This window comes from Giesbergeria sinuosa, from assembly GCF_042652905.1.
In the GTDB taxonomy this organism is placed as follows: Bacteria; Pseudomonadota; Gammaproteobacteria; order Burkholderiales; family Burkholderiaceae_C; genus Simplicispira; species Simplicispira sinuosa.
This window is the reverse complement of sequence record NZ_JBHSHJ010000014.1, coordinates 35284-60422: the sequence shown is the minus strand read 5'-3', so window position 1 is coordinate 60422 and position 25139 is coordinate 35284. Positions and strand designations below refer to the sequence as shown.

The following is a 25139-nucleotide window of genomic DNA, read 5'->3' as shown; positions in this document are numbered from 1 at the left end:
GCGGGTCGTCATGACTGAATTGCGCAATGCCCAGATGGATACTGCGCGTTTCCGTGCGCGGGTGGTGGTGGTGGGGCTGACGGTATTGTTGGCCTTTGCCTTGGTGGTTGCCCGTCTGGTGTTTTTGCAGGTGGTGCGCCATGCGGATCTGGCCGAGCAGGCCGAAAGCAATCGCACCGCGGTGCTGCCAGTGGTGCCCAATCGGGGTTTGATTCTGGATCGCAATGGCGTGGTGTTGGCTACCAACTATGCCGCCTATACCCTGGAAATCACCCCATCCAAGGCAGGTAATTTGGACAAGACCATTGAGGCGCTGTCTGAAGTGGTGGAAATCCATCCGCGCGATAAGCGCCGCTTTAAGCGGCTGCGCGAGGAGTCACGCAGTTTTGACTCTTTGCCTATCCGCACCCGATTGACCGATGAGGAGGTGGCCCGTTTTGTGGCCCAACGTTACCGTTTTCCGGGCGTGGATGTGAAGGCGCGGTTGTTTCGCAACTACCCGTTGGGGGATGTGGCCAGCCACGCCATTGGCTACATTGGCCGTATCAACCAAAAAGAAAAAGAACGCATTGAAGAGTCTGAGGAACAGTCTAATTACCGGGGCACCGAATACATTGGTAAGTTGGGCATAGAACAGAGTTTTGAGCCCCAACTGCATGGGGTGACGGGCGTGGATCAAATGGAGACTTCTGCTGGGGGGCGGGCAGTGCGCCGACTCAACAGCTTTCCGGCCACACCGGGCCACACCGTGGCGCTGACACTGGACATCAAGTTGCAGATGATGATCGAAGAGTTGTTTGGCGAACGCCGTGGTGCCTTGGTGGCGATAGATCCGCGCAATGGTGAGGTGCTGGCCTTGGTAAGCAAGCCGACCTTCGACCCCAATCTGTTTGTAGAGGGGATTGACCAAGAAAACTGGACGGCATTGAATGAATCGATTGACCGGCCCTTGCTCAACCGCGCCCTGCGTGGCACCTATCCACCGGGGTCTACCTACAAGCCCTTTATGGGCTTGGCGGCCCTAGAGACGGGCAAGCGCACACCGGGCACCATTGTTCATGACGGTGGTTCTTGGACTTTTGGGGGGCACACCTTCCGTAGCCACGGCGACCACGGGTTAGGGGCCGTAGATCTGCACCGCAGCATTGTGCAGTCCAGTAACGTCTACTACTACCAATTGGCCAATGACATGGGGGTCGATGCCATGCACGACTTCATGAAGCCCTTGGGTTTTGGGCAGCTCACTGGCATTGATTTGAATGGCGAGTTGCGCGGGGTGCTGCCCAGCCAAGAGTGGAAGCGCAAAACCTACCGCCGCCCCGAGCATAAAAAATGGTATGCCGGTGAGACCATCTCCTTAGGTATTGGGCAGGGGTATAACAATTTCACCATGCTGCAACTGGCCCACGCTACAGCCACACTGGCCAATGGGGGCACCCAGCACCGACCGCATCTGGGCATGGCCACCATTGATGCAGTAACCCGTGAGCGTCGCCCACTGCCGCAGCCGCCCTCGGTGCCATTGGGCTACAAGCCTGCCCATATCGATGTGATCCGACGGGCTATGGTGGGCGTTACGCAGGGTGGCACCTCTACCAAGGTCTTTGCTGGAGCCCGTTATTTGTCGGCAGGCAAAACGGGCACAGCACAGGCCGTGACGATTGGTCAGAAAGACAAATACAACGCGGCCCGTTTGCAGGAGCGCCAGCGTGACCATGCCCTCTATATTGCTTTTGCGCCTGCCGACAACCCTCAGATTGCCTTGGCCGTGATTGTGGAGAATGCTGGCTTTGGTGGTGCCCAGGCAGCGCCCATTGCCCGCCGGGTGTTCGATTACTGGCTGCTGGGCGAATACCCCAGTGAGCAAGATATTGCTGCTGTGCGCAAAGGGCAAGCAATGGCACCACTGGGTGAGCCTCGTTCTGTGGCGGACATCAGCCTGCCCGAGCGTTGAGCCGCCAAGCCCACCTTAGCGTATGAAGGCGTCGTAGCCTGTCTTGAGGATGAGGGCGCTGACCACGGCCATGAAAATGCCGCGCACAAACCCTGCACCGTGGCGCAAAGCCATCCAAGTGCCTAGCAGGCTGCCCAGCACATTGGCCACGGCCAGTGGCACGGCCAGATGCCACCAGACATGGCCTTTGACTGAGAACAGGATCAACGCGGCCACATTGGTCGCCACGTTGAGCACCTTGGCCGAGACCGAGGCATTCAAAAAGTCATAACCCAGCACACGCACAAACAAAAAAACAAAGAAGCTGCCAGTGCCTGGCCCAAAAAAGCCATCGTAGAAGCCTATGCCCGCACCAATCAGACTGGCAGCCCAGCATTCACGCTGGGCTGCTAGCCGAGGTGCATGGTGGCGGCCCAAATCTTTCTTCATCAGGGTGTATGCCAGCACAGCCAGCAAGATCAGTGGCAGCAACTTGCGCAGAAAATCGGGCGATAGCACCGTGACCGCCCAAGCACCAGCAAAGGCACCGACAAATCCGGCCAATGAGGCTGGCAGCAGGGCTGACCAGCGCACCTGTACCCGTCGGCTGTATTGCCAGCTGGCAATCGCCGTCCCCCAGACAGCCGCCGCCTTGTTGGTGCCCATCAGCGTGGCTGGTGCAGTGGTGGCAAAGGTGGCAAACAGGGCAGGCAGCAACACCAAGCCGCCACCCCCCACGATGGCATCTACAAACCCAGCCAGTAACGAGGCCAGCGTAACAACAAACCATTCCATGCCCAGATTGTCCCACCAGGACAAAAAAAAGGCGCTGACATGGAGTCAGCGCCTCGGAAGGGGGGTGCATCTCATAACGGATGCTTGAAAAATATGGTTGTGGCTTTGTGGTTTGTCTCCTCAGCCCCTCGTTGGGCGCATTGCAATGCGCCGTCGAGTGCCGTTAATGTAGCCGCCCGCACCGCTGCGGTGCATTGGGGGTTTCCCTGCCCCTGTTCTGGGGCGCAAGAGCGCCCATTTTCTTGGATACCCCCCTGCTTGGGCCTGGCATGGCTTGTGCAGTACCCACGGTACTACTACATCCACACAGGGAGAACGATGGTCATGCAAACAAGACGATACAAGGCCGGGTCGATCATGCTGTGGGCGCTGGGGATGCTGCTGGCCTGGGAGCCTGCCAGCGCACAAATGGCCTCTGCCCCAGTCCGCCCGATGTTGGTGGTGCAAGATACTTTGCACGATGCCGATACGGTTTGGGTACTGGTTTCGACGGCACTGGTGTTGTTGATGGCTTTGCCTGGGATTGCCTTGTTCTATGCGGGCATGGTGCGGCGCAAAAATGTGCTGAACACAATGGCCAGTGTGCTGGGCATTGCTTGTTTGGTGAGCCTGCTCTGGTTTGCGGTGGGCTATTCTTGGGCCTTTACACCCGGTTCCCCTTGGCTGGGGGGTGATGCACGCTTATGGTTTGCTGGTCTGGATTACCAGATGGGGACGGGCCAAGTGGCCGTCAGTCATGTGGCCCCCCATATTCCAGAGTCGGTATATGCGATGTTCCAACTCGCCTTTGCCATCATCACCGCCACACTGGTGGTGGGCGCCTTGGTAGAGCGCATGCGGTTTTCTGCCCTGTTGCTGTTCATGTCGTTGTGGACGTTGTTGGTCTATGCACCAATTGCCCATTGGGTTTGGGAGCCAGGAGGCTGGTTGGCCCGTATGGGGGCACTGGACTTTGCGGGGGGTGCGGTGGTGCATATCAACGCCGGTGTGGCCGGGCTGGTGTGTGCGTGGTTTCTGGGGCCGCGCAAGGGTTATGGCCGCGAAGCTTTCGAGCCCTACAACTTGGGCTTGACGATGGTGGGGGCCAGCCTGCTGTGGGTGGGTTGGTTTGGCTTTAATGCAGGCTCGGCGCTGTCGGCGGGGGGGCGTGCCGGTTTGGCGCTGGCAGTCACCCACATTGCAGCAGCCGCTGGTGCTGTGGCCTGGATGTTGGGCGAGGCTGTGGTGCGCGGCCGCGGCTCGCTGTTGGGCCTGTGTTCTGGGCTGGTGGCAGGGTTGGTCGCCATTACCCCCGCAGCGGGGTTTGTGACTCCCGCAGCAGCATTGCTGATTGGCGGTGTAGCAGGGTTGGCTTGCTACTGGGGTGCCACCGGGCTCAAGCGCCTGCTGCGCACAGACGATTCTTTGGACGTGTTTGGCGTGCACGGCATTGGCGGCATTGTGGGTGCCTTGCTGACTGGGGTGTTGGCCGACAAATCGATTGGGGGCGTTGAGGGCAGTTTGCTCACACAAATGCTCAGCGTATTGGCGGTGATGGCTTACAGCTTGGTGGCCACTGCGCTGTTGCTGTGGCTGACCCGTTTGGTGGTGGTGGATTTGCGCGTGGATGCACAGGATGAATGGACTGGGTTGGACATTTCCTTGCACCGCGAGCGTCTGGGTAGCTAGCAAAGGAGTTCCACTGATGAGCGATACCGATGTGATGGCGATTGCCGCCCATATGCATGTGTTGTTGCGGCGTAAAACGGGCCGGGTGACCGATACCGAATGGATGGCCTGCAACTTGGAATATGCCCAAGCAATCGTCCGTTTTGCCCGTGAGCGGGCACAGACGGATCACCTGCCCGAGCTGGCTGATTGGGCGCAGCGGTTGGAGCAAGCTATGCTCCCGACCACGCACACTCCTGTGCAGAGCCAGCCATTGCTGCATCCCAGTGCGCTTTTGCTGCACCGGTCAGATGCCGAACCTGTAGTGCCTGCACCCATGGCCCCCCGTTATGTAGGGGGTATTCGTTAGCGCGGGCAAGCCAGCAGGCCCACGAAGGCAGAGGTGACGGTGGCAATGGTCGTGGCAGTGGCGCTACCATCTACCCTGTCTATTTTCTGGTTTCTTGGTTGCCTGCCCTTTTTGCCTGCCTATGTCTGACGCTCCGCCCCGCCTGCTATGCACCGACAGCCCCGAAGGGCCGTGGGTGCAGTTGTTTGGCCGTTGGGGGGCCGCAGCCTTGGGCGAGCGAGCGCAATGGCGGGCTTTGTTGGCCCAATGGGCATCATTGCCAACCACCCCCGGTTTGGGTTGGGATTTGCGGGGGCTAGAGTGGCTCGATCATGTGGGCGCGCAATGGCTCTGGCACCAGTGGGGCCATGTTTGGCCGCAGCGATTGATGGTGCATGAGCACCATCGCAGCCTGTTGGAGCGGGCGGCACACTACAGCACCCCACCACCGCCAGTGCCACCGTGGCGCTTGGCAGACCAAATTGATCGGTTGGGCGTGTTGGTGTTGCATGGCCTTGACCATGCCCGGCATTTGCTGCAACTGGTGGGGCAGTTGTTGCTCGACAGTCTGTACCTGTTGCGCAAGCCCTACCGCACGCCGTGGCGTGATGTGTCGGGCCATTTGTACCGTATGGGCGCAATGGCTTTGCCCATCACGGCGTTGGTGGGTTTTTTGATTGGTGTGGTGCTGGCGTATTTGATGAGCCTGCAACTGCGTCAGTTTGGTGCAGAGGCGTTCATCGTCAATATTTTGGGTATTTCCTTGATTCGGGAGCTGGGGCCAATGCTGGCGGCCATCTTGGTGGCTGGGCGTTCGGGTTCGGCCATCACAGCGCAGATTGGCGTGATGCGCGTGACGGAAGAATTGGATGCCATGCGCGTGATGGGCATCCCACATGGTTTGCGGCTGGTCTGGCCCCGGGCCTTGGCCTTGGGCATTGCCATGCCGCTGATTGCGGTTTGGACGACACTGGCAGCACTGGCCGGTGGTATGTTGGCGGCTGATTTGGCCTTGGGTATTTCGCCTGGTTATTTTTACCAAGCACTGCCAACAGCGGTGGGGCTGGGCAATCTGTGGTTGGCACTGTCTAAATCGGTTGTTTTTGGTGTCTTGATTGCCCTGATTGGTTGCCATTGGGGGTTGCGTGTCAAGCCCAATACACAAAGCTTGGGAGAGGGCACTACGGCCTCGGTGGTGACGGCCATCACGATGGTCATCATGGTGGATGCGCTGTTTGCCGTGCTGTTCAAAACGGTAGGCTTTGCCTGATGTCGATCATGTCTATCCCCGCCCCTGCACCAGTGGTGCGCATCGACCGCCTCTGGAGCGTTTTTGGTAAGGGCGAGGCCGCCTTCAGCGTGCACCAAGATCTGGATTTGACGGTACAACCCGGTGAGATGCTGGCACTGGTGGGGGGCTCTGGTACAGGCAAGACGGTGTTGCTGCGCCAGATACTGGGGCTGGCCCAAGCGGCCCGTGGCACCGTGACGGTGCTGGGGCGCCCAGCCCGAGAGATGGGTGGCACTGGGGCCGCCAGTCGCGTGGGAATGCTGTTCCAGCATGGGGCATTGTTTTCGGCCTTTAATGTGTTGGAGAACATTGCTTTTGCCCTGAACGAACAAGGCACGCTGCCTGCGGCTGTGGTGCGAGATGCCGCGATGGTCAAGCTGCAAATGGTGGGACTGAAGCCGGAACATGCCACCCGGATGCCTGCAGATTTGTCGGGGGGCATGATCAAGCGTGTGGCATTGGCGCGCGCTCTCATCATGGACCCGCCCTTGCTGCTGCTCGATGAGCCGACCGCTGGGCTAGATCCGCATGGCTCGGACGAGTTTTGCGCCTTGGTGCGCGAGTTGCAGGCACTGCTGGGTATCACCATGGTGATGGTGACGCACGATCTCGATACCCTGTTTGCCTTAGCCTCGCGTGTGGCAGTGTTGGCCGATAAGAAAGTCATCGTGACTGGCACACCAACCGAGGTGGCCCGGTTTGATCATCCGTTTGTGGAACAATTTTTCCGGGGCGAACGGGGCCGCCGTGCCATGGCACCACCCCTGGCCCCGCAGGAGGTCTGATGGAAAACAAAGCCCATGCCCTGGCTGCCGGGCTGTTTGTGCTGATTGTCTCGGCCCTGGTGGCGGGCTTGGGCCTGTGGCTCACACGCGATACAGGCAATTACCATGCGTACGAGCTTTCCAGCCGCGAGGGCGTGAGCGGCTTGCAGCCCCAAGCGGCAGTGCGCTACAAAGGTGTGGCCGTGGGTAAAGTGACCCACATTGGCTTTGATTCGCAAATCAATGGCAATGTGCTGATTCGCATCGCTGTGCATGAAAACACCCCGCTGACACCCAGCACCTTTGCTGTTTTGGGTTACCAAGGTGTGACGGGGCTGGCCTATGTGTTGCTGGATGATGCTGGAGAGGCGCAGACCCCACTGGCCGCTGGCCCCAGCGGCCTGCCACGGTTGCCGCTGCGTACCTCGCCTTTTAGCCAGTTGGCCGATCAGGGGCAAGCCATCTTGGGACGGGTGGATGAAGCTGTGCAGCGTATCAACCAACTGCTGGGCGATGAAAACCAGCAACGCATTGGCACCGCATTGACGCAGATCGGTCAAGCTGCTGGCAGTGTGGGCGCACTGGGGCGGCGGCTCGATGCCACAGTCAGTCAGCGGCTAGACCCCGCCTTGCAGGTTTTGCCGCCGTTGGCACAGGAGACCAGCCGCACTTTGCAATCGTTGCAGAGTGCCAGTACCGAGGTGGCCGCAGTCGCCCGTGCCTGGGGACGCACTGCAGGGCAGCTCAATGCGCAGGGGGGGGCTTTGGAGCAGGTAACGGTGGGCGCTCAGGCGTTAGGCCATGCCGTTGACCGTTTTAATCACAGCACACTGGCCCATATTGAAGGCGTCAGCGACGATGCCGCCCATGCTGCCCGCCAATTGGGCCGTGTGGCCGCCAGCCTGAATGACAACCCGCAAGCCTTGCTGTATGGCTCGGGCCCGGCAGTGCCCGGCCCCGGCGAGCCGGGTTTTGTGGTACCCGTCACCTCTGTGACCTCTGTGACCCAACCTTGAGAAAGAATGCAGACCATGTACCAGAACATTGCTGTCTGGAGCAACCGTTGGCTTGGGGCGTTGGGTTGTGGGTGCTTGTTTTTGCTCGGAGGCTGTGTGGCGGTGCCCCAGTCGCCCGCGCGCCCGGCGCTGTACGATTTTGGCCCGGGCCTGCTGGCATCGCCGTCCGTTGATCGGCGCATGCCCCTGTCACCCGTAGTATTGGCTGATGTGCAGGGAGCGAGCCATGCCGATGCCAGCACTGCGGTGTTGTACCGTTTGGCTTATGCCGATGTGCGCCAATTGCGGCCCTATCAATTGGCCCGCTGGAGCCAGCCACCCGCCCAATTGGTAGAGCAGGAGTTGCGTGCCGCATTGGGCCAGCGCCGGGCTGTGTTGCGGGCTACCGATGCCCGGGCTGCAGCCCCTGGTGCCACAGGGGTTCGACCGGCCGTGTTGCGGGTGCAATTGGAAGAGTTCAGCCAAGTTTTTACCAGTGTGAGCGACAGCGTGGGTGTGATTCGTTTGCGTGCCACGGCAGTGGTGCCCGGTGCCACAGGAGATCAGCTGCTTGGACAACGTTTGTTTACTGTGCAGCAGCCGGCTGTGAGTGCGGATGCTGTGGGAGGCACCCGCGCACTGGCCGATGCTGCCGCACAGGCAGCGCAAGAGATTGCCCAGTGGCTGCAAGAGGTGCAACGCTAACGCTCAGGCCAGAGCATCTGCGTTGGTGTAGAAGCGGATGGTGCTGCGACCCGCCGCCTTGGCGGCATACATGGCCGCATCGGCTTGATCGAGCAAACTTTCGATCGGTTCGGGGGGGGTGGTGAACAGCCGTATGCCAATGCTGGCACTGCAATGGTGTTCTACAGTGCGTGCGGTGTCACTGTGGTCTGTCTGGAGCCGGTAGGGCTGCCTTAGGCTGGTCAGAATCTTTTCGGCCACGGCTTGGGCTTGTGGCTGTGCTGTGGTGGCCTCTGTGCTGAAGTCATTGAGCAAAATCACAAACTCATCACCGCCAAACCGCGAAACCGTGTCACAGGCCCGCACAGATTGCCGCAGCCGCTGTGCGACTTCGATCAGCAGCAGATCGCCCACATGGTGTCCGTAGGCATCGTTCAGAGGCTTGAAATTGTCCAAATCCATGAACAACAGGGCGCTGTGGTGGCCATAACGCTGGTTTTGCGCCGCAGCCAGTTGTACGCATTCCAGCAGCAGGCGTCGGTTAGGCAGGTGGGTCAGGCTGTCATGGAAGGCCAGTTGGCGGATTTCTTCCAGTAGTTTTTCTTGCTGTTGGCGGTGCAGTTGTTCCTGCCGGGCATTTTTTTGGGCCACTGCCAGATCGGCCAAAGCTTGGGTTTGGCGCTGGGTCAGTCGTTGTGAGCGCACTTGTAAAAAGATCACCATGATCAGGCCTGTCACCAGACCGTGGATTTGCAGCGAATGCAGGGCCAGCAGCACACTGGACAACACCCCCAACACCATGAGGGCGGTAATGACGATGGACAGGCACAAGACGCCGTGAAACGACACCAACCCCCACTGGGGAATGGCAGGGGCTGGATGGTTGACACGGGGCCGTGCCAGTAATGAAACCACCAGATTCCACAACACGATCAGTAGCGTACAAACTATGTTGAGGCGCAGCGCAGTGGAGATGTGGCCGCTCAGGATCAGTAGGGCCGCCACTGGTAGCACGGCCATCAAGCCCAGCAATACCCGCAAAGTCCAGCGCGGGGGCTGATATTCGCGAAACAGGCTGTAGTCAAAATAGGCGGAGGTGGCTGTGAACACCACCAATAGCAGTGCAACCAGTGTGGGGGCGGCGTCTCCCAGTGGCTCGCGCACGTAGCCTAGCAGCGATAGAGACCAAAGCAAGGCCACGGCCTGTTTGCAGGCAAAAACGCCAATCACCCGTTCGCGTAGGCTGAACCAGTGCAACAAGGCCCACAGCAGCGACACGAGCAACCCTGACAGGTACAGCCCATAAATGGTTTCCTGCTGTCGGTCTCTGTCCAGTGCCTCTTCCAGATTGAGCACCTCGATCATCTTGGTGCGGGTGCCTGGAGATTGCAACCGCAGATAGATGTCTCTGGGGATATCCCCCCTGGGCAGGAGGTAGTTCAGGTTCAAGGTGCGGTCGTTGAAAGGCACGGGGGCCGTGTTGGGCTGGGTAGCGGTTGGAGCCTGCGGATCAAACAGTTGTATTTGGTCTAAGTAGGTGAGGCGAAGACGCAGCACCAAGCGATCGGTGAGGGTAGAGGGTGGGTTGGCGTGAGGATCAATGCGTAGCCGTATCCAGATGGCTGAGGTGCCATAGCCCCGGCTGAGCAATCCTTCGTAGGGCGTGAAGGGATGGGTCAGTGCCTCGTCCAGACTCCATTGGCCCGAGGGGTCTTCCAGCCAAGCCCGTTCGGTGATGTAGTCACCAGCGTGGGCCAGCACCGGCCACAGCAAAGCCCACACCAGTAGCCACCGCAGTAGTTGCCTCGCCCCTGATAGAGGCGGGCCTGACAGGTACATCAGGTGGGTAGCCATGACGGGGTGTTTGCTGCAACAGGTTAGCAGCGGGTCGTTTGCACGCGCATCAGTGCTTCGATCTCGTTGGCAGCTACCGGCACGCCACGGGTGATGAGTTCGCAGCCAGTCTCGGTCACGATGGCGTCGTCTTCAATGCGGATGCCAATGCCGTGGAACTGCTCGGGCACGCCGGGGGCGGGACGTACATACAGACCTGGCTCGATGGTCAGCACCATGCCGGGGCGCAAAATGCGGCTGGGGCGTTCTTGCACGGTTTGGCCGGTGAGGGGGTCTTGGCGCTCGGTGATCTGGTGGCTTTCGCTGGGCTCGATATAGCTGCCGCAATCATGCACATCCATGCCCAGCCAGTGGCCGGTGCGGTGCATATAGAACGGGAAGTAAGCGCGCTTTTCAATCACGTCTTGCACGTTACCCACTTGGTTGGCATTGAGCAGGCCCAAATCGAGCAGCCCTTGGGCCAGCACGGCCACGGTAGCGTTGTGCGGGTCATTAAAACGGGCGCCAGCGCGTGTCGCGGCTACCGCTGCTTCTTGGCTGGCCAGCACCAAATCGTAAAGTGCCCGCTGTGGCCCGCTAAAGCGGCCATTGGCCGGAAAGGTGCGGGTGATGTCGCTGGCGTAGCCGTCGAGCTCGCAGCCGGCGTCAATCAACACCAGATCACCATCGTGGATGCGGGCGGTGTCGGCCCGGTAATGCAGCACGCAGGCATTGGCACCGCCCGCCACGATGGAGCTGTAGGCCGGGTATTGCGAACCATGTTGGCGAAATTCGTGCAGCAGTTCGGCGTCGAGGTGGTATTCGCGCAGTTCTTGACCCGCGCGCAACATGGTGGCGCTGCGCTGCATGGCGCGGATATGGGCTTGGGCGCTGATTTGTGCAGCGCGGCGCATCACCGCTTGCTCGTGGCCGTCTTTGATGAGGCGCATTTCGTCCAGCAAGGCACACAGGTCGCGCTGCCCATCGGGGCACAGCGCACCTTGGCGGGCGCGGCCCCGCACGCTGCCCAGCCATCCAGCCACCCGGCCCTCCAGTCCCGCATGGATGGCAAAGGGGTACCAAACAGTGGCGCGGTTTTCCAACAGGCGAGGCAGGCGCTGGTCTAGCTCCAACACGGAAAACGCTGCGTCTACCCCTAAGGCGGCAGGGGCCGCTTCGGGGCCAAGGCGGTAGCCATCCCAAATTTCACGTTCTAGGTCTTTGGGTTGGCAAAACAGCGTGGTGTGGCCGCTGGCATGGATCACCAGCCAAGCCTGGGGTTCGGTAAAGCCGCACAGGTAGTGAAAGTAGCTGTCAAAGCGAAACAAAAATTCGCTGTCGCGGTTGCGTGAATGCTCGGGCGCAGTGGGGATGATGGCAATGCCATCGGTGCCCAGTTGGGCGGCCAATGCGGCACGGCGTTGGGTATACAAGGAGGAGGGGGCGTGGCTCAGAGGTGCATCCATGGGCAGATTCTCCTCCAGATGGAGGTTGGCCGTCTCTGGGTGCTTTAGCAGGATGTGGCCTTGGCATTGAGCTGTGCCAGCCGCTCGGGCGTGCCCACATCTGTCCAGGCACCGTGGTAGAGCGAAGCACCTACGCGTCCAGCATCCATTGCTCTGCGCAACAGCGGCGCCAGTGGGGCCGCCACACCGTGCGGATTGCCTGCCGGAATATCGCACCACGGCAGTGCAAACAGCTGAGCCCGCAGCAGGGCGATGGTGCTGTAGGTGTAGCGCGGTGTGGGGTTGTTGTCGGCCAGATGGAGCGCCCGCCCTTGAGCAGAGAGGCCAAAGTCGCCCCGTGGGTGGTGGGCTGGATTGGGTACTAGCCACAGGTGCGCTAGATCGTCGCTGGTGGCAAAGGCCTGCACTGCTTCGGGGGCAAAGCGAAAATCTGGTGCAAACACATCGCCCGCCACCAGCCAAAAGATGTTGCCCAGTTGTGGCAGGGCACGGGCAATGCCGCCAGCGGTTTCCAGTGCCGCACCAAAGTCCTGCTGCTCGCATGAGTAGGCCAGCGACAGCGGTGCTGCATCCCCTGCGGCCTGAAACACCTGACCAAAGTGGTTGCTGATGTGCTCACCCAGCCACGCTGTGTTGATCACTGCCCGTGGCACACCGGCCTGTGCCAACGCCTGCAAATGCCAGTGCAGCAGTGGCTGGCCTTGCACTGCCAGCAGCGGTTTGGGGGTGTGATCGGTCAGGGGGCGCATGCGTTCGCCTCGGCCTGCGGCCAAGATGAGGGCTGGGATGGAGGGGGGGGCGGTGGTAGAGGACAAATTGGACATGGCTTGCACTGTAGCGGCCTAGAAAGGCAGCAACAGTAAAATCCGCAGCTTTCCACCGATCCCTCCCTCCGGACCTGCCCCATGGCCAACTCTCAACAAATGGCGAATGCAATCCGCGCACTCGCAATGGATGCCGTTCAACAAGCCAACTCCGGTCACCCCGGCGCCCCAATGGGCATGGCCGACATGGCCGTGGCATTGTGGGGCCGCCACCTGCAGCACAACCCCGCCAACCCCCAATGGGCCAACCGCGACCGCTTTGTGCTGTCCAACGGCCACGGCTCCATGCTGCTGTATGCGCTGTTGCACCTGACAGGCTACGACCTGCCAATGCAAGAGCTGAAGAACTTCCGCCAGCTCCACAGCAAAACCGCGGGTCACCCCGAAGTGGGCGTGACCCCCGGCGTAGAAACCACTACCGGCCCCTTGGGCCAAGGCATTACCAATGCCGTGGGCTTTGCGTTGGCAGAAAAGCTGCTGGCCAAAGAATTCAACCGCGCAGCAGGCAAGGTCAAGCACACCATCGTTGACCACCACACCTATGTGTTTTTGGGCGATGGCTGCCTGATGGAAGGCATCAGCCACGAAGCCGTAGCCTTGGCTGGCGCTTGGAAGCTGAACAAGCTGATTGCCTTGTACGACGACAACGGCATCAGCATTGACGGCCAAGTGGCCCCTTGGTTTATTGACAACACCCCGCAACGCTTTACCGCCTGCGGTTGGAACGTGATTGGCCCCATCGACGGCCATGATGCCGATGCCGTGGATGCGGCCATTGCCCAAGCCAAGCAAAGCACCGACAAGCCCACGCTCATCGTCTGCAAAACCCATATCGGCAAGGGCAGCCCCAACCGCGCCAACACGGCCAAAGCCCACGGCGAGCCACTGGGTGCCGAAGAAATCGCCCTGACACGCAAAGAGCTGGGTTGGGAACACGCACCGTTTGTGATTCCCAAGGAGGTGGCTGCCGATTGGAATGCCACCAAGGCGGGCGCTAAGCGAGAGGCCGACTGGAACAAGCGTTTTGCCGCTTACAGCAAAGCCTTCCCAGAGCTGGCCGCAGAATTTACCCGCCGCATGAATGGCGACCTGCCCCCCAGCTTTGCCCAAGTGGCTGTGGATACCGTAGTCCACGCCCACCGCAATGGCGAGACGGTGGCCAGCCGCAAGGCCAGCCAACTGGCACTGGAAGCCTTTACCGCCGCCCTGCCCGAACTGCTGGGCGGTAGCGCCGACCTGACCGGCTCCAACTTGACCAACACCAAGAGCACCCCCAACCTGCGCTTTGATGCCGCCGGTGACGTGGTGCAGACCGAAGTCAACGGCCAGTTGGTCGGTGGCCGCCACATCAACTACGGTGTGCGCGAGTTTGGTATGGCTGCCATCATGAATGGCGTGGCCCTGCACGGTGGCTTTATCCCCTACGGTGGCACCTTCCTGACCTTCTCCGACTACAGCCGCAACGCCATCCGCATGGCCGCGCTGATGAAGCTGCGCGTGGTGCATGTGTTTACCCACGACTCCATCGGGCTGGGCGAAGACGGCCCCACGCACCAATCCATCGAACATGCTGCCAGCTTGCGCTTGATTCCGGGCTTGGATGTGTGGCGCCCCGCCGACACCGCAGAAACCGCCGTGGCTTGGAGCGTGGCACTCACCAACCGCAACAAGCCTACGGCGCTGCTGCTCAGCCGCCAAAACCTGCCCTATGCACCCAAGCGTGATTTGGGCGACATCAGCCGGGGTGCTTATGTGCTGTCCGAACCCCGCGATGTGGGCCTGAAGGAAAAAGCCCAGGCCGTGATTGTGGCCACCGGCTCGGAAGTGCAGTTGGCCCTGAAAGCCCAACGTCTGTTGGCCGAGAAAAAGATTGCTGTGCGCGTGGTCTCTATGCCCAGCACCACCACCTTTGACCAGCAAGACATCAAGTACAAAAAGGCGATGCTGCCCGCTGGCCTGCCACGCATTGCGGTAGAAATGGGCGTGACCGACTTCTGGTGGAAGTACGGCTGCGCCGCCGTGATTGGCATCGACAGCTACGGCGAGTCGGCCCCGGCCCCCGTGCTGTTTGAGCATTTTGGCTTTACCGCCGAAAACGTGGCCGCCACGGTGCAGGCCGCTCTCAAGCGCAAATAATTTTTTCGATTTTGGCAAGTAACTCTGGAGAAACCCCTATGACCATCAAGATTGGCATCAACGGCTTTGGCCGCATTGGCCGCAACGTGCTGCGCTCGGCCCTGCAAAACTTCAGCGACATCGAAGTCGTGGGTATCAACGACCTGCTGGAGCCTGACTATCTGGCCTACATGCTGCAATACGACAGCGTGCATGGTCGCTTTGATGGGCAAGTGTCGGTCGAAGGCTCCAACCTGATCGTCAACGGCAAGAAAATTCGCCTGACGCAAGAGCGCGACCCCGCCAACCTGAAGTGGAACGAAGTCGGCGCTGATGTGGTGATCGAATCCACTGGCCTGTTCTTGGACAAAGCCACCGCGCAAAAGCACCTCGACGCTGGCGCGAAGAAGGTGATTTTGTCGGCCCCGTCCAAAGACGACACCCCGATGTTTGTGTTTGGTGTCAACCACGACACCTACAAGGGCGAGGCCATCATCTCCAACGCGTCTTGCACTACCAACTGCTTGGCTCCCGTGGCCAAGGTGCTGCACGACAAGTGGGGCATCAAGCGCGGTCTGATGACCACCGTACACGCTGCCACGGCTACGCAAAAAACCGTGGATGGCCCCAGCAACAAAGACTGGCGCGGTGGCCGTGGCATTCTGGAAAACATCATCCCCTCCAGCACTGGCGCTGCCAAGGCGGTGGGCGTGGTGATTCCATCGCTGAACAAGAAGCTGACCGGCATGTCGTTCCGCGTGCCCACCTCGGATGTGTCCGTGGTCGATTTGACCGTAGAGCTGGAAAACGCTGCTTCTTACGAAGAAATCAAGGCCGAGATGAAGGCACAGTCCGAAGGCGCGCTCAAGGGCGTGCTGGGTTACACCGAAGACAAGGTGGTGGCCACCGACTTCCGTGGCGACACCCGCACTTCCATCTTTGATGCCGACGCTGGCATCGCGCTGGACGGTACCTTCGTCAAGATCGTGAGCTGGTACGACAACGAGTGGGGCTATTCGAACAAGTGCCTGGAAATGGTGCGCGTGGTTTCTAAGTAATCTACCCGCCGTCTGCAAAAAACGCGCCTTCGGGCGCGTTTTTTATGGTGGTGGCATTTTCGGCCCGTTACTCGATCAAAAAACGGTGCTCCATCCCATGCTATATCCCCCCCCATCACCCCCCCCCATATACAGGAGAAACTCTGGCAGTACTGTAAGGATTAAACAGGATTGACTTCCTAGAATGCCGCCGGTTAATGCCATGCGCATTCATGATGATGAAGGGAGACCCATGTCCAATCCACTGTACGAAAACATCAAGCGCGACCCGCGCTATGCCGAGCTGGTGCGCCAGCGTGGGCGCTTTGCCACCATGTTGGCATTGTTGGTGATTGCCGTTTTTTTCAGCTTTGTGTTGTTGGTGGCCTTTGTGCCCAGTGCCATTGCTGTTCGCCTTTTTGAAGGCAGCAACCTGACGGTGGGCGTGGTGCTGGGGTTTTTCCAGTTCGTGTTTTTCTGTGTGCTGACGTGGGTGTATGTGCGCCGTGCCAATGGCGAATTTGACAGCCTGAATGAACAAATCGTCCAAGACGCACTGAAAAAGCCATGAACCATACTCCCGCTCTGTTTTCTTCTGTAGGCCGTCCTCTGGCCGCACTGTTACTGCTCTTGCCCACGCTGGCTTTGGCTGGCCCCGATTTGGGCGCAGCCGAAAAGCAGCCGCTGAACCTGCACGCCATTGGCATGTTCTTTGTTTTTGTGCTGATGACGCTGGGCATTACCTACTGGGCGGCTGGCCGCTCCAAGTCGGCCTCTGACTTCTATACCGCTGGTGGTGGCATCAGCGGCAAACAAAACGGCTTGGCAATTGCGGGAGACTTTATGTCTGCCGCAACCTTGCTGGGCCTGACGGCCATGATTTGCGGCCAAGGGGTGGATGGCTACATCTACATGGTGGCCTTTTTTGTGGGCTGGCCCATCATCTTGTTCTTGATGGCCGAGCGCCTGCGCAACTTGGGCAAGTTCACTTTTGCCGACATTACCGCCTACCGTCTCAACCAAGGCCAAGTGCGCACCATGGCCGCCATCAGCTCGTTGGTGGTGGTGTGCTTCTATTTGGTAGCGCAAATGGTGGGGGCAGGCCAACTTATTAAGTTGCTGTTTGGCCTGGAATACAACGTGGCACTGGTGATTGTGGGCGTGCTGATGATGGTCTATGTGATCTTCGGCGGTATGGTGGCTACCACTTGGGTGCAGATTATCAAGGCCTGTATGTTGCTGACTGGTGGCACGGCCATCATGTTGCTGGCCTTTAGCCAATTTGGTTTTAGTTTTGAGACCCTCACCACCCGTGCGATGGAAGTGCATAAGCTGGGCACCAAGCTCATGACCCCCGGCAGCTTGTTGGCTGACCCCATCACCGCCATTTCGATGGGCTTGGGCCTGATGTTTGGTATTGCCGGGCTGCCACATATTTTGATGCGCTTTTTTACCGTGACCAATGCCAAAGAGGCACGCAAATCGGTGTTCTACGCCTCGGGCATCATTGCCTTCTTCTTTAACGTGATTGCCTTGATGGGCCTGTGTTCCATCGTGCTGGTGGGCACCGACCCACAATTCTTTGAAGGCGGCGTGGTAGGCGGCAAGCTGATTGGTGGCGGCAACATGGTGGCGCTGCACTTGGCTAAAGCAGCGGGTGGCAATTTGCTGCTGGGCTTTTTGTCGGCGGTGGCCTTTGCCACGATTTTGGCGGTGGTGGCCGGTTTGGCGCTGGCTGGTGCTTCGGCCATCTCGCACGACCTGTACGCCCGCGTCATCATGAAGGGCAATGTGTCGGAAGAAAAGGAAATCCGGGTTTCCAAAATCGCCACCTTGGGTTTGGGTGTGGTGGCGGTGCTGTTGGGCGTGGCGTTTGAGAAGATGAACGTAGCCTTTATGGTGGCGCTGGCCTTTGGTGTGGCTTCTTGTGCCAACTTCCCGGTGTTGCTGATGTCGATGTACTGGCGTGGCCTGACCACCCGTGGCGCACTGGTGGGCGGCTATACCGGCCTGATCAGTTCGGTGCTGTTTGTGTTCTTCTCCAAATCGGTGTGGGTCGATGTGCTGGGCCATGCTTCGCCCATCTTCCCGTACACCCAGCCCGCCCTGTTTGCTATGCCGTTGGCGTTCTTGGGTATTTATGTGTTCTCTAAGTTGGACAACAGCGCACAGGCCCAAGCCGAGCGCGCTGCTTTTGATGACCAATATGTACGTGCCCAAACGGGAGTAGGTGCAGCCAGCGCGGCAGCGCACTGATCGATTCCAAGGCCAACGCCGTCTCTGCACGGCATTGCTCCACCCCCATTGGGGGCCATGCCAGTCGGCCAACAGTCGACTGGCATTTTTTATGTCTTGGAGCTCAAAGAGGCAATTATTTGAGAATAGTTCTTATTACTGTAAAATAAAACATCTGTCCGCATAGTCAGCCATGCCAGTCCGTCAGGGCCGGTTGCCAGCCAGCGTGAACCCCTGTCTGTCTGGAGATTGCTGTATGCCGGTTCGTTTATTGGCTCCCTTGCGTGTGGGGCATGGTCGTTTGGTTTCACCTCCCTGGCTGGCCCTGGTGGGCATGGGGCTGTACCTGGTGGGCAGTCCGCAGGCACTGGGCCAGCAGGGGGCGAGTGATTCGGCGGTGCCAGAGTTGGGGGCCGTGACGGTGACGGCCACCAATTTTCGTGAAACCCGACTCGATGATGAGAGCAAGCCGGTCTCGGTGGTAGATCAGGCGACTTTGGCTACCAAAGCACCCGTCAGCGTTGTGGAGGCGATGCAAGAAGTGCCCGGCCTGAGCTTTTCGCGCGCAGGGGGGCTGGGTGGGCAAGTGGTGATGCGGGGCTTCAACAGCAATGACCTGAAATCACCGTTAGCGATAGATGGCGAGCGTTTTAGGGGCCGCAATACGCTGGAATACAACCTGATTGATCCTGGGTTGATCGAGCAGGTGGAAGTCATCCGCGGGCCAGCCGCCGCCATTTATGGCTCGGAGGCTATGGCGGGCATGGTCAACATCGTCACCCGCAAAGCCAAGCCCGATTTCAGTGATACCTTTTCTCTGCGGCTTCATGGGCTCAATCTGGCCTATGAGAGCATCAACAACTTGCGCGCCACCCGGCTGGACGTGACCGGTGGTGGCAAAGGCTTTGACCTGCGGCTGGCGGGCAGTGTGCGCAAGGCTGGCGACTACGACACCCCTTTGGGCACAGCGACCCACAGCCGTTTTGATGACCAGCAAATTTCGGGTGTGTTGGGCTACAGTTTGAACGCCCAAGACCGGCTGGAACTCAAGTTCAAGGCCGCCGAAGTGGAGTCGCACCGGGCCGGTGGCTTGGGTGGGGCGCCGGGCATGGAGGCACCCTTGGCACAGCGGGTGTACTTGCGCGAAGACCCCATCCGTGAGCGTTATGTGGGCTTGGCTTATGCGGGCCAGCCAAAGATATCGGGTATTGGCAAGCTCAATGCCAGCTTGTATGTGCGCGATCTTTACACCGATGTCGTCACGACCCGCTATCCCAACGCCACCTCTATGGCCGAAACACACCGCTATGTGGTGGGGCCACAGGAGGTGGGCGGCAAGCTGATGGTGGTGTCTGACATCGTGCCCCAATCTGTTTTGACTGCGGGGCTGGACTTTTTCGTGCAGGATTGGGATGGTGCCGAAACGCAAGTCAAAGGCACTGGCACCGTAGCCAGCACGGCTCGGCGCGACAGCACCACCAAAGGCCTAGGGGCTTTTGCCCTGCTGGAGCATGAATTGAGCGAGCGTTGGCTGCTCTCGGGCAATGTGCGCCATGACCGCTATCACACCCAAACCGCTGCCAACATCATCACCATTCCGGCATTGACCAGTGAGATTCTGGCCCACCGCGATGCCCGCGATCGCAAGACCACCTATGCCCTAGGCACCGTCTTTAAACCTTCAGGCTGGTTGAATTTTGCTGCCAACTTTGGCACCAGCTACCGGGTGCCCACCTCGGGCGAGAAGTTTTCTTATGGCACCTATGGCAAAGGGTATTTGCTGCCCAATCCCTCTCTGGAGCCCGAAGAGGGCAAGACGGTGGACATCAGTGCCCGTTTGCGCTTGCCCCACTTGAGCGCCAACCTGACGCTTTACAAAAGCCACTACACCAACCTGATTGCCCAGCAGGAGCTGCTGTACTTGGATTTGGTGTCCTCCCGCCGGATCAACATTGGCAAGGCCGAGGTGCAGGGGCTGGAGTTTGACCTCAAGCAGATGCTGCGCAAGGACTGGACGCTCAAGCTGGCCGCCGCCTACACCGAGGGCACCAACCAAACGGCTCACAAGCCGTTGTCATACATCGCACCTTTGGTGGGCACAGTGGGGCTGGCCTACCAGAGTGGCCCTTGGCAGTGGGAGGGTGATTTGCGCTTGTCCAAGCGCAAGACGCGCATTGACACCAGCCTAGAGCGCGCCAGCGCGGGCTATGGCGTGTTCAACCTGTATGCCGGATTAGACCTGCACCGACTCAATCCGTCTTATCCCAAGGCCACCTTGCGTATAGGTATCGAGAACCTGTTCGATAAGGCCTATGCCGACGCCACTACCCGCGAGGCCATTGCGGCACCTGTCTCGTACACCAACCCGCTGCTAGAGCCGGGGCGCAATTTGAAGATTTCTCTCACTACCCAATTTTGACCATGCCACAGTCCACTGTTTTTGACCAAGCTTTTGTCCTTTTTGAGAACGGGCAATCCACCTGCATCCGCTATGACGCGGTGCGTACCTTCCATATGGATGGCAACTTTGCCATGTTGGCTGTTGCTTTTGTGGGGCTGCAAGGTGCCTTGCAACGGTTGGCGGTAGCCACCCACGGGCACATGTCGCGCCATGCGGTGCAGGTGGTCACGGGTCATCCGGGCACGGGCGTACGTGATGCCTTTGAATACATCACCCGTGCCGTGACCCGTTCGGCCTATGTGTTGGACAAGGCACAGCCCTATGCACGGCTCAATCCCCATGCCGATTTTTCTTATTCGTGGATTGTGGTGGCAGGTCCATGTAGCGTGTTGTGCCAAGTGCGTGACGGTGTATTGCCCGAGCGGTTCTACGAGTTGTTTGGTTTGGCACGCAGTGGTGGGCTCGACGAGCACACCCGCCAAGAGTTTGATGCCCTCAAGTGCGATATCGAGGCCCGCGTGCTGGCGCTGGCACCGGAAGATGTGCTCGATTTCATGGAATGTCCAGCACCATGAAGCGCGGTGGGCTGATGGCGCGCTGCGCGCTGGTGTGCAAGGTATGGGGCTGTGTGGCAGCGGTGCAGATGGCCGGAGCGGTGCAGGCGCAAACCATGTCTATGACCGACCAAAATGGCCGCTCGGTGTCCGTGCCCGTGCCAGTTCAGCGCATTGCCAGTTTGGTGATTCCTGGCGCCTCGATGGTGATGACGCTTGACCGCTCAACTGAGCGGCTGGTGGGCATTAACCCCGCAGCGCGGGAAGACATGCAGCAGGGCATGTTGGGGCGGTTCTTTCCGGCGGCTCCGCGCATCGCAGCCAATATGGCCACAGAAGGCTTTGCCCCCAACATTGAGGCATTGATGAATGCCCGCCCTGATGTGGTGTTGCAATGGGGTGACCGGGGCGAGTCGATTGTGCGGCCTATGGAGCAGATGGGTCTGAATGTGCTCACCCTCAAATACGGCCAGACCGACTATGTGACCCAGTGGTTTCGGCTGATTGGGCAGGCGACCGGGCGCCAAGAGCGTGGCAACCGACTGGCGGCATGGATTGAGCAAGAACAGCAAAGCTTGCGCATGCAGGTGGCAGCAATTGCGCCGTCACAGCGCCCGAGGGCACTGTTTTTGTACCGTTACCACGGTGGTGTGCAGGTGGGGGGTATGGGCACCAACATGGACCACGATATCCGCTTGGCTGGGGGCATCAATGTGGCCGGTGCCGTCAAGGGCAATGCTGCGGTGACCAAAGAGCAGATCGTGGCTTGGAACCCAGAGGTGATTTTGCTGGCTAACTTGGACAGCCATTTGGTGCCAGATGATTTGTACCACGACCCTATCTTGTCAGTCACCACGGCGGTGCAGGCCCGGCGTCTGTACAAAATGCCACGCGGTGGCTTCCGTTGGGACCCGCCCAGCCAAGAAACCCCCTTGGCTTGGCGTTGGTTGGCTGGCCTATTGCATCCAGAACGGTTTGCCTTGCAGGGTTTTCGGGAGCGGGTGCGCAACACCTACCAAGACCTGTATGCCGCCACGGTGTCTGAGGCCGATCTGGATCGGGTGTTGCAAATGCCACTGAACCAATCCAGCCGGGGCTATCAGGTGTTGCGTGCCGGGGGCAAACCATGAGTTGGGGCACAACAGGGGTGCGTGGGCTGCTGTCGATCCGGGTGGGTTATGGTGTGTTGGCGGTGTTGTTGCCCGTGACGTTGGTGCTGGCGCTGGGTGTGGGGCGTTACGACATTCCGCTCAGCCACACGTTGGGCATTGTGTTGCCACCGTGGTTGGGGCTAGAGCCGTGGTGGACGCCAATGGAGCAGCGGTTGGTGTTGTGGGGCCGGGTGCCCCGTGTGTTGCTGGCGGCCATTTTGGGGGCCGGGTTGGCAGTGTCGGGAGCAGCCTTGCAGGGGCTGTTTCGCAATCCGTTGGCCGACCCGCAGTTGGTGGGCGTTTCTGCTGGGGCAGCCTGTGGTGGTGTGCTCGCCATTTTGTTGGATGGCAGTGGCACTGTGCTGGTGTTGCTGTCTCTGCTGGGGGGCATGGCGGCCCTGTATTTTGTGCGCTGGCTGGCACACAGCGGTGGTGGCGAGAGTATCTTGACCCTGATTCTGTCTGGGGTGGTGGTCAGTGCGGTGTTTGGGGCGTTGGTGTCTTTGGCTAAGTTTGTGGCCGACCCGCAAAACCAGTTGCCCACCATTGTCTTTTGGTTGCTGGGCAGTTTGGCGGCTGCCGATTATCCGCGTCTGTGGCTAGGGGCTGGTGCTACTGGCCTGGGGTTGGTGGCGTTGTGGCTGGTTCGTTTCCAGCTCCATGTGATGTCATTGGGCGAGGATGATGCGCGCGCTATGGGCCTGCCGGTAGAGCGGGTGCGCACGCTGGCCCTGCTGGCGGTGGCGCTCATCACCGCAGCCTCGGTGGCAGTGTGTGGCGTGATTGGTTGGGTGGGGTTGGTGGTGCCCCATCTGGTGCGGTTGCTGTTTGGCAACCACTTTGCTGCTTTTATGCCGCTGACGGCGCTACTGGGAGCCGTGTATTTGGTGGTGGTGGACACCTTGGCGCGCAGCGTGACCGATGCCGAGATTCCCTTGGGCGCTCTGACGGCCTTGGTGGGGGCGCCGGTTTTTGCCTACCTGTTGCGCCAGATGCGCCGTCCGGGGGAGGCATGATGCTGCAAGTGTGCGATGTGGGCATCTGCTATGCCACTTGGGTGTTGCGCCATCTGGATTTTTCTTTGCAGGCTGGGCAGGTGTTGGCGGTGCTTGGCCCCAATGGCCGAGGCAAGTCCAGCCTATTGCGGGTGATGGCCGGTTTGGCGCGCCCCCAAGAAGGCCGGGTGCAGTGTGATGCCAGCGTAGCCTATGTGCCGCAATTTATTCACCCCGGTTTTGAGATGACGGCGCTGGATTTGGTGCTGACTGGGCGCGCACGCCATATTGGCTGGAAAGGTGCGCCCAGCGCCCACGACCGCGCTGTGGCCCATGACTGCCTGCGCCGCTTGGATGCCGACCGTTTTGCCGAGAGGGACATTCACCACCTCTCTGGGGGTGAGCGCCAATTGGTACTGATGGCCCGCGCTCTGGCCTCGGGCTGCCAGGTCATGTTGTTGGATGAGCCTGCTTCGGCGCTGGATTTTCACAACCAAGCCGTCATTCTGGAGGTGATGCGCGACTTGGCCCACCGCGAAGGCATGACCGTGGTTTTTACCACCCATGTGCCCCAGCATGCACTTGAGATTGCTGACCAGTCGCTGCTGTTGCTGGATGCGCAGGCGTTTTTGTTTGGTGCCACCCTCGACACCGTGACCACTGAGGCACTGAGTCGCCTGTATCGCTTGCCTATCCAACGCATGGCATTGGAAGTGGATGGGCGGGCCGTGCAGACCGCCATTCCGCTGTACCACGCTATTGGTCGGGCGATGGTGTCTTTACCAACCCCTTCTTTACCTTGAGGCACTGTGATGCATCCACCCTTGCTTTTTATTGAAGGCGTGGCCCCACTGGGGCAGGCTTTTTTCCATCTGCCGCTTTGGCGTGAATATGGGCGTGCCATCCGTGTCTACGATTTGGATGCGCAATGTCTGGAGGGCGTGCAGGCCGTGTTGGTGGCAGGCCATGTGGATCAGCGGGCCTTGCAGGCTCGCCAGAGTTTGTTAGACCATTATTTGCAACAGGGCGGCTCTATGGTCATCAACGGGCATGTGGCCTACCCTTTTCTGCCAATGCTGCGCCCTTTTGTGCCATTGGCCGAGCGCAATATGGCAGGTTTGCAGGTGCAACGGTTGATGGAGCACCCGGTATTTAGGGGGGTAGACACCTATGACCTGACCTACCGCCGGGGTGTGGCCGGTTTTTATGGTCGGGGGCACAACCCGTTGCCACCGGGGGCCAAGGCCATTCATGGCATTGGCCCGCAGGCGCTGCCACTGGACTGGGAGCTGCCACTGGCGGGCGCAGGCCGCCTGTTGGTGCATGGCGGCAATGACTTGTGGATGTATGCCGCCGACAACACCAGTGCCCGGCGTATTGCCCCCCAATTGCTGGAATGGCTGCTGGAAGGAGTGACCGTATGAGCCACCAACGCATTGCTGCCGTGGATGGCGGCACGTACTACCATCAGGCCACCTTGCACGATCCGGCGCTGCGGTCTTATTTTGACCGACTGATTTATGCCCAGGATTTGCCCACCGCCGCATTGGACGATGTGGACATCCTTTATGTCAGTGCCCGTCAAGACCCCGAACTGATGGTGGCCGCCGCCCCAACCATTCGGCGTTTTCTGGACAGCGGCAAGACCGTTGTGGCCTTGGGAGAGAGCCAATCGGAACGCTGGTTGCCAGGGGTGCAGTGGTTTGCGCGAGAGGTCAACTTTTGGTGGTGGCTGACGCCGGGGGCTGATTCGCGCTTGCGCATGGTGCAGCCTGAACACCCGATGTGGCAGCACATCAGCCTGCCCGATGCCACTTGGCACCAGCATGGTTTTTTCGTACTGCCCGAGGGCTGCCGCAGCCTGATCGATCATGCCGATGGTGGCAGCATCTTCTATGAAGACCATGTGACCACTCCAGGCCGGATGATCTTGACCACGTTAGACCCTTGTTATCACCACGGCAGCTATTTCATGCCTGCCACCACCCGGTTTTTGCAGGGCTTTTTGCCTTGGCTGCATGCGGGGGCTGGTGCTTGAGCGCCAGTGCTTGACGCCCTGAGGCAATGGCG

Annotated in this window: 21 protein-coding genes and 1 pseudogene; 18 read left to right on the top strand and 4 right to left on the bottom strand. The window is 59.7% G+C overall.

The features are described 5' to 3' along the window. Positions 1 to 10: 10 nt before the first annotated feature. Positions 11 to 1954: a penicillin-binding protein 2 gene (gene mrdA / locus ACFO6X_RS14290; protein ID WP_382434298.1), complete on the top strand. Its 1944-nt coding sequence runs from the start codon at positions 11 to 13 to the stop codon at positions 1952 to 1954. A gap of 15 nt (positions 1955 to 1969) precedes the next feature. On the opposite strand, the gene ACFO6X_RS14285 is transcribed toward mrdA, so the two are convergent. Beyond that, positions 1970 to 2728, bottom strand: a complete 759-nt coding sequence (locus ACFO6X_RS14285) for a sulfite exporter TauE/SafE family protein (RefSeq protein WP_382434296.1) — start codon at positions 2726 to 2728, stop codon at positions 1970 to 1972. 375 nt (positions 2729 to 3103) lie between these two features. On the opposite strand from ACFO6X_RS14285, the gene ACFO6X_RS14280 reads away from it, so the two are divergent. The 6 genes from ACFO6X_RS14280 (at position 3104) to ACFO6X_RS14255 (ending at position 8479) form a co-directional block, all read left to right on the top strand. Further along, positions 3104 to 4396: an ammonium transporter gene (locus ACFO6X_RS14280; RefSeq protein WP_382434385.1), complete on the top strand. Its 1293-nt coding sequence runs from the start codon at positions 3104 to 3106 to the stop codon at positions 4394 to 4396. 16 nt (positions 4397 to 4412) lie between these two features. After that, entirely contained in the window at positions 4413 to 4745 is a 333-nt protein-coding gene (locus ACFO6X_RS14275; protein WP_382434294.1) for a hypothetical protein, read from the top strand. Between the two features lie 121 nt (positions 4746 to 4866). Continuing rightward, the gene (locus ACFO6X_RS14270; RefSeq protein ID WP_382434291.1) at positions 4867 to 5994 is read left to right on the top strand and encodes an MlaE family ABC transporter permease; all 1128 of its coding nucleotides are present in this window, start codon (positions 4867 to 4869) and stop codon (positions 5992 to 5994) included. Between the two features lie 8 nt (positions 5995 to 6002). After that, a complete protein-coding gene (locus ACFO6X_RS14265) occupies positions 6003 to 6800 on the top strand; it encodes an ABC transporter ATP-binding protein (protein WP_382434289.1) in 798 nt (265 codons plus the stop codon). Further along, a complete protein-coding gene (locus tag ACFO6X_RS14260) occupies positions 6800 to 7795 on the top strand; it encodes an MlaD family protein (protein WP_382434287.1) in 996 nt (331 codons plus the stop codon). The genes ACFO6X_RS14265 and ACFO6X_RS14260 overlap by 1 nt, the downstream gene beginning before the upstream one ends. A gap of 15 nt (positions 7796 to 7810) precedes the next feature. Further along, entirely contained in the window at positions 7811 to 8479 is a 669-nt protein-coding gene (locus tag ACFO6X_RS14255) for an ABC-type transport auxiliary lipoprotein family protein (protein ID WP_382434285.1), read from the top strand. Positions 8480 to 8482: 3 nt separating this feature from the next. Here ACFO6X_RS14255 and ACFO6X_RS14250 read toward each other — a convergent pair whose 3' ends face one another. Genes ACFO6X_RS14250 through ACFO6X_RS14240 form a run of 3 tightly spaced genes read right to left on the bottom strand, consistent with a single transcriptional unit; the run spans position 8483 to position 12581 of the window. Further along, positions 8483 to 10312, bottom strand: coding sequence for a diguanylate cyclase domain-containing protein (locus ACFO6X_RS14250; protein WP_382434282.1), 1830 nt, complete (start codon positions 10310 to 10312; stop codon positions 8483 to 8485). Positions 10313 to 10335: 23 nt separating this feature from the next. Beyond that, positions 10336 to 11757 (bottom strand): aminopeptidase P N-terminal domain-containing protein, encoded by a 1422-nt coding sequence (locus tag ACFO6X_RS14245; RefSeq protein ID WP_382434280.1) that lies wholly within the window; start codon positions 11755 to 11757, stop codon positions 10336 to 10338. Between the two features lie 44 nt (positions 11758 to 11801). Further along, positions 11802 to 12581 (bottom strand): nucleotidyltransferase family protein, encoded by a 780-nt coding sequence (locus tag ACFO6X_RS14240; protein WP_382434278.1) that lies wholly within the window; start codon positions 12579 to 12581, stop codon positions 11802 to 11804. A 69-nt stretch (positions 12582 to 12650) separates the two neighbouring features. Between ACFO6X_RS14240 and tkt the strand changes: the two are divergent. The 11 genes and pseudogenes from tkt to ACFO6X_RS14185 all read left to right on the top strand — a co-directional run. Beyond that, a pseudogene (tkt, locus tag ACFO6X_RS14235) lies at positions 12651 to 14717 on the top strand (transketolase); the annotation flags it as partial. A gap of 38 nt (positions 14718 to 14755) precedes the next feature. Then, entirely contained in the window at positions 14756 to 15754 is a 999-nt protein-coding gene (gap, locus tag ACFO6X_RS14230) for a type I glyceraldehyde-3-phosphate dehydrogenase (RefSeq protein ID WP_382434276.1), read from the top strand. A gap of 232 nt (positions 15755 to 15986) precedes the next feature. Continuing rightward, entirely contained in the window at positions 15987 to 16304 is a 318-nt protein-coding gene (locus tag ACFO6X_RS14225; protein ID WP_382434274.1) for a DUF485 domain-containing protein, read from the top strand. Continuing rightward, positions 16301 to 17989 carry a cation acetate symporter gene (locus tag ACFO6X_RS14220; protein WP_382434272.1) on the top strand — a complete coding sequence of 563 codons (1689 nt, stop codon included), beginning with the start codon at positions 16301 to 16303 and terminating at the stop codon, positions 17987 to 17989. The genes ACFO6X_RS14225 and ACFO6X_RS14220 overlap by 4 nt, the downstream gene beginning before the upstream one ends. A gap of 235 nt (positions 17990 to 18224) precedes the next feature. After that, positions 18225 to 20387: a TonB-dependent receptor gene (locus ACFO6X_RS14215; RefSeq protein ID WP_382434270.1), complete on the top strand. Its 2163-nt coding sequence runs from the start codon at positions 18225 to 18227 to the stop codon at positions 20385 to 20387. Between the two features lie 2 nt (positions 20388 to 20389). After that, positions 20390 to 20944: a hypothetical protein gene (locus tag ACFO6X_RS14210; protein WP_382434268.1), complete on the top strand. Its 555-nt coding sequence runs from the start codon at positions 20390 to 20392 to the stop codon at positions 20942 to 20944. Further along, positions 20929 to 22053 carry an ABC transporter substrate-binding protein gene (locus ACFO6X_RS14205; RefSeq protein WP_382434264.1) on the top strand — a complete coding sequence of 375 codons (1125 nt, stop codon included), beginning with the start codon at positions 20929 to 20931 and terminating at the stop codon, positions 22051 to 22053. The genes ACFO6X_RS14210 and ACFO6X_RS14205 overlap by 16 nt, the downstream gene beginning before the upstream one ends. Continuing rightward, positions 22050 to 23090 carry a FecCD family ABC transporter permease gene (locus ACFO6X_RS14200; protein ID WP_382434258.1) on the top strand — a complete coding sequence of 347 codons (1041 nt, stop codon included), beginning with the start codon at positions 22050 to 22052 and terminating at the stop codon, positions 23088 to 23090. The genes ACFO6X_RS14205 and ACFO6X_RS14200 overlap by 4 nt, the downstream gene beginning before the upstream one ends. Then, on the top strand, positions 23087 to 23872 hold the full coding sequence (locus ACFO6X_RS14195; protein WP_382434256.1) for an ABC transporter ATP-binding protein: 786 nt from the start codon (positions 23087 to 23089) through the stop codon (positions 23870 to 23872). Before ACFO6X_RS14200 ends, ACFO6X_RS14195 begins: the two co-directional genes overlap by 4 nt. 9 nt (positions 23873 to 23881) lie before the next feature. Next, entirely contained in the window at positions 23882 to 24493 is a 612-nt protein-coding gene (locus ACFO6X_RS14190; RefSeq protein ID WP_382434254.1) for a hypothetical protein, read from the top strand. After that, complete coding sequence (locus tag ACFO6X_RS14185; RefSeq protein ID WP_382434252.1) at positions 24490 to 25107, top strand: hypothetical protein; 618 nt, start codon at positions 24490 to 24492, stop codon at positions 25105 to 25107. Before ACFO6X_RS14190 ends, ACFO6X_RS14185 begins: the two co-directional genes overlap by 4 nt. The last annotated feature ends 32 nt before the right edge of the window (positions 25108 to 25139 follow it).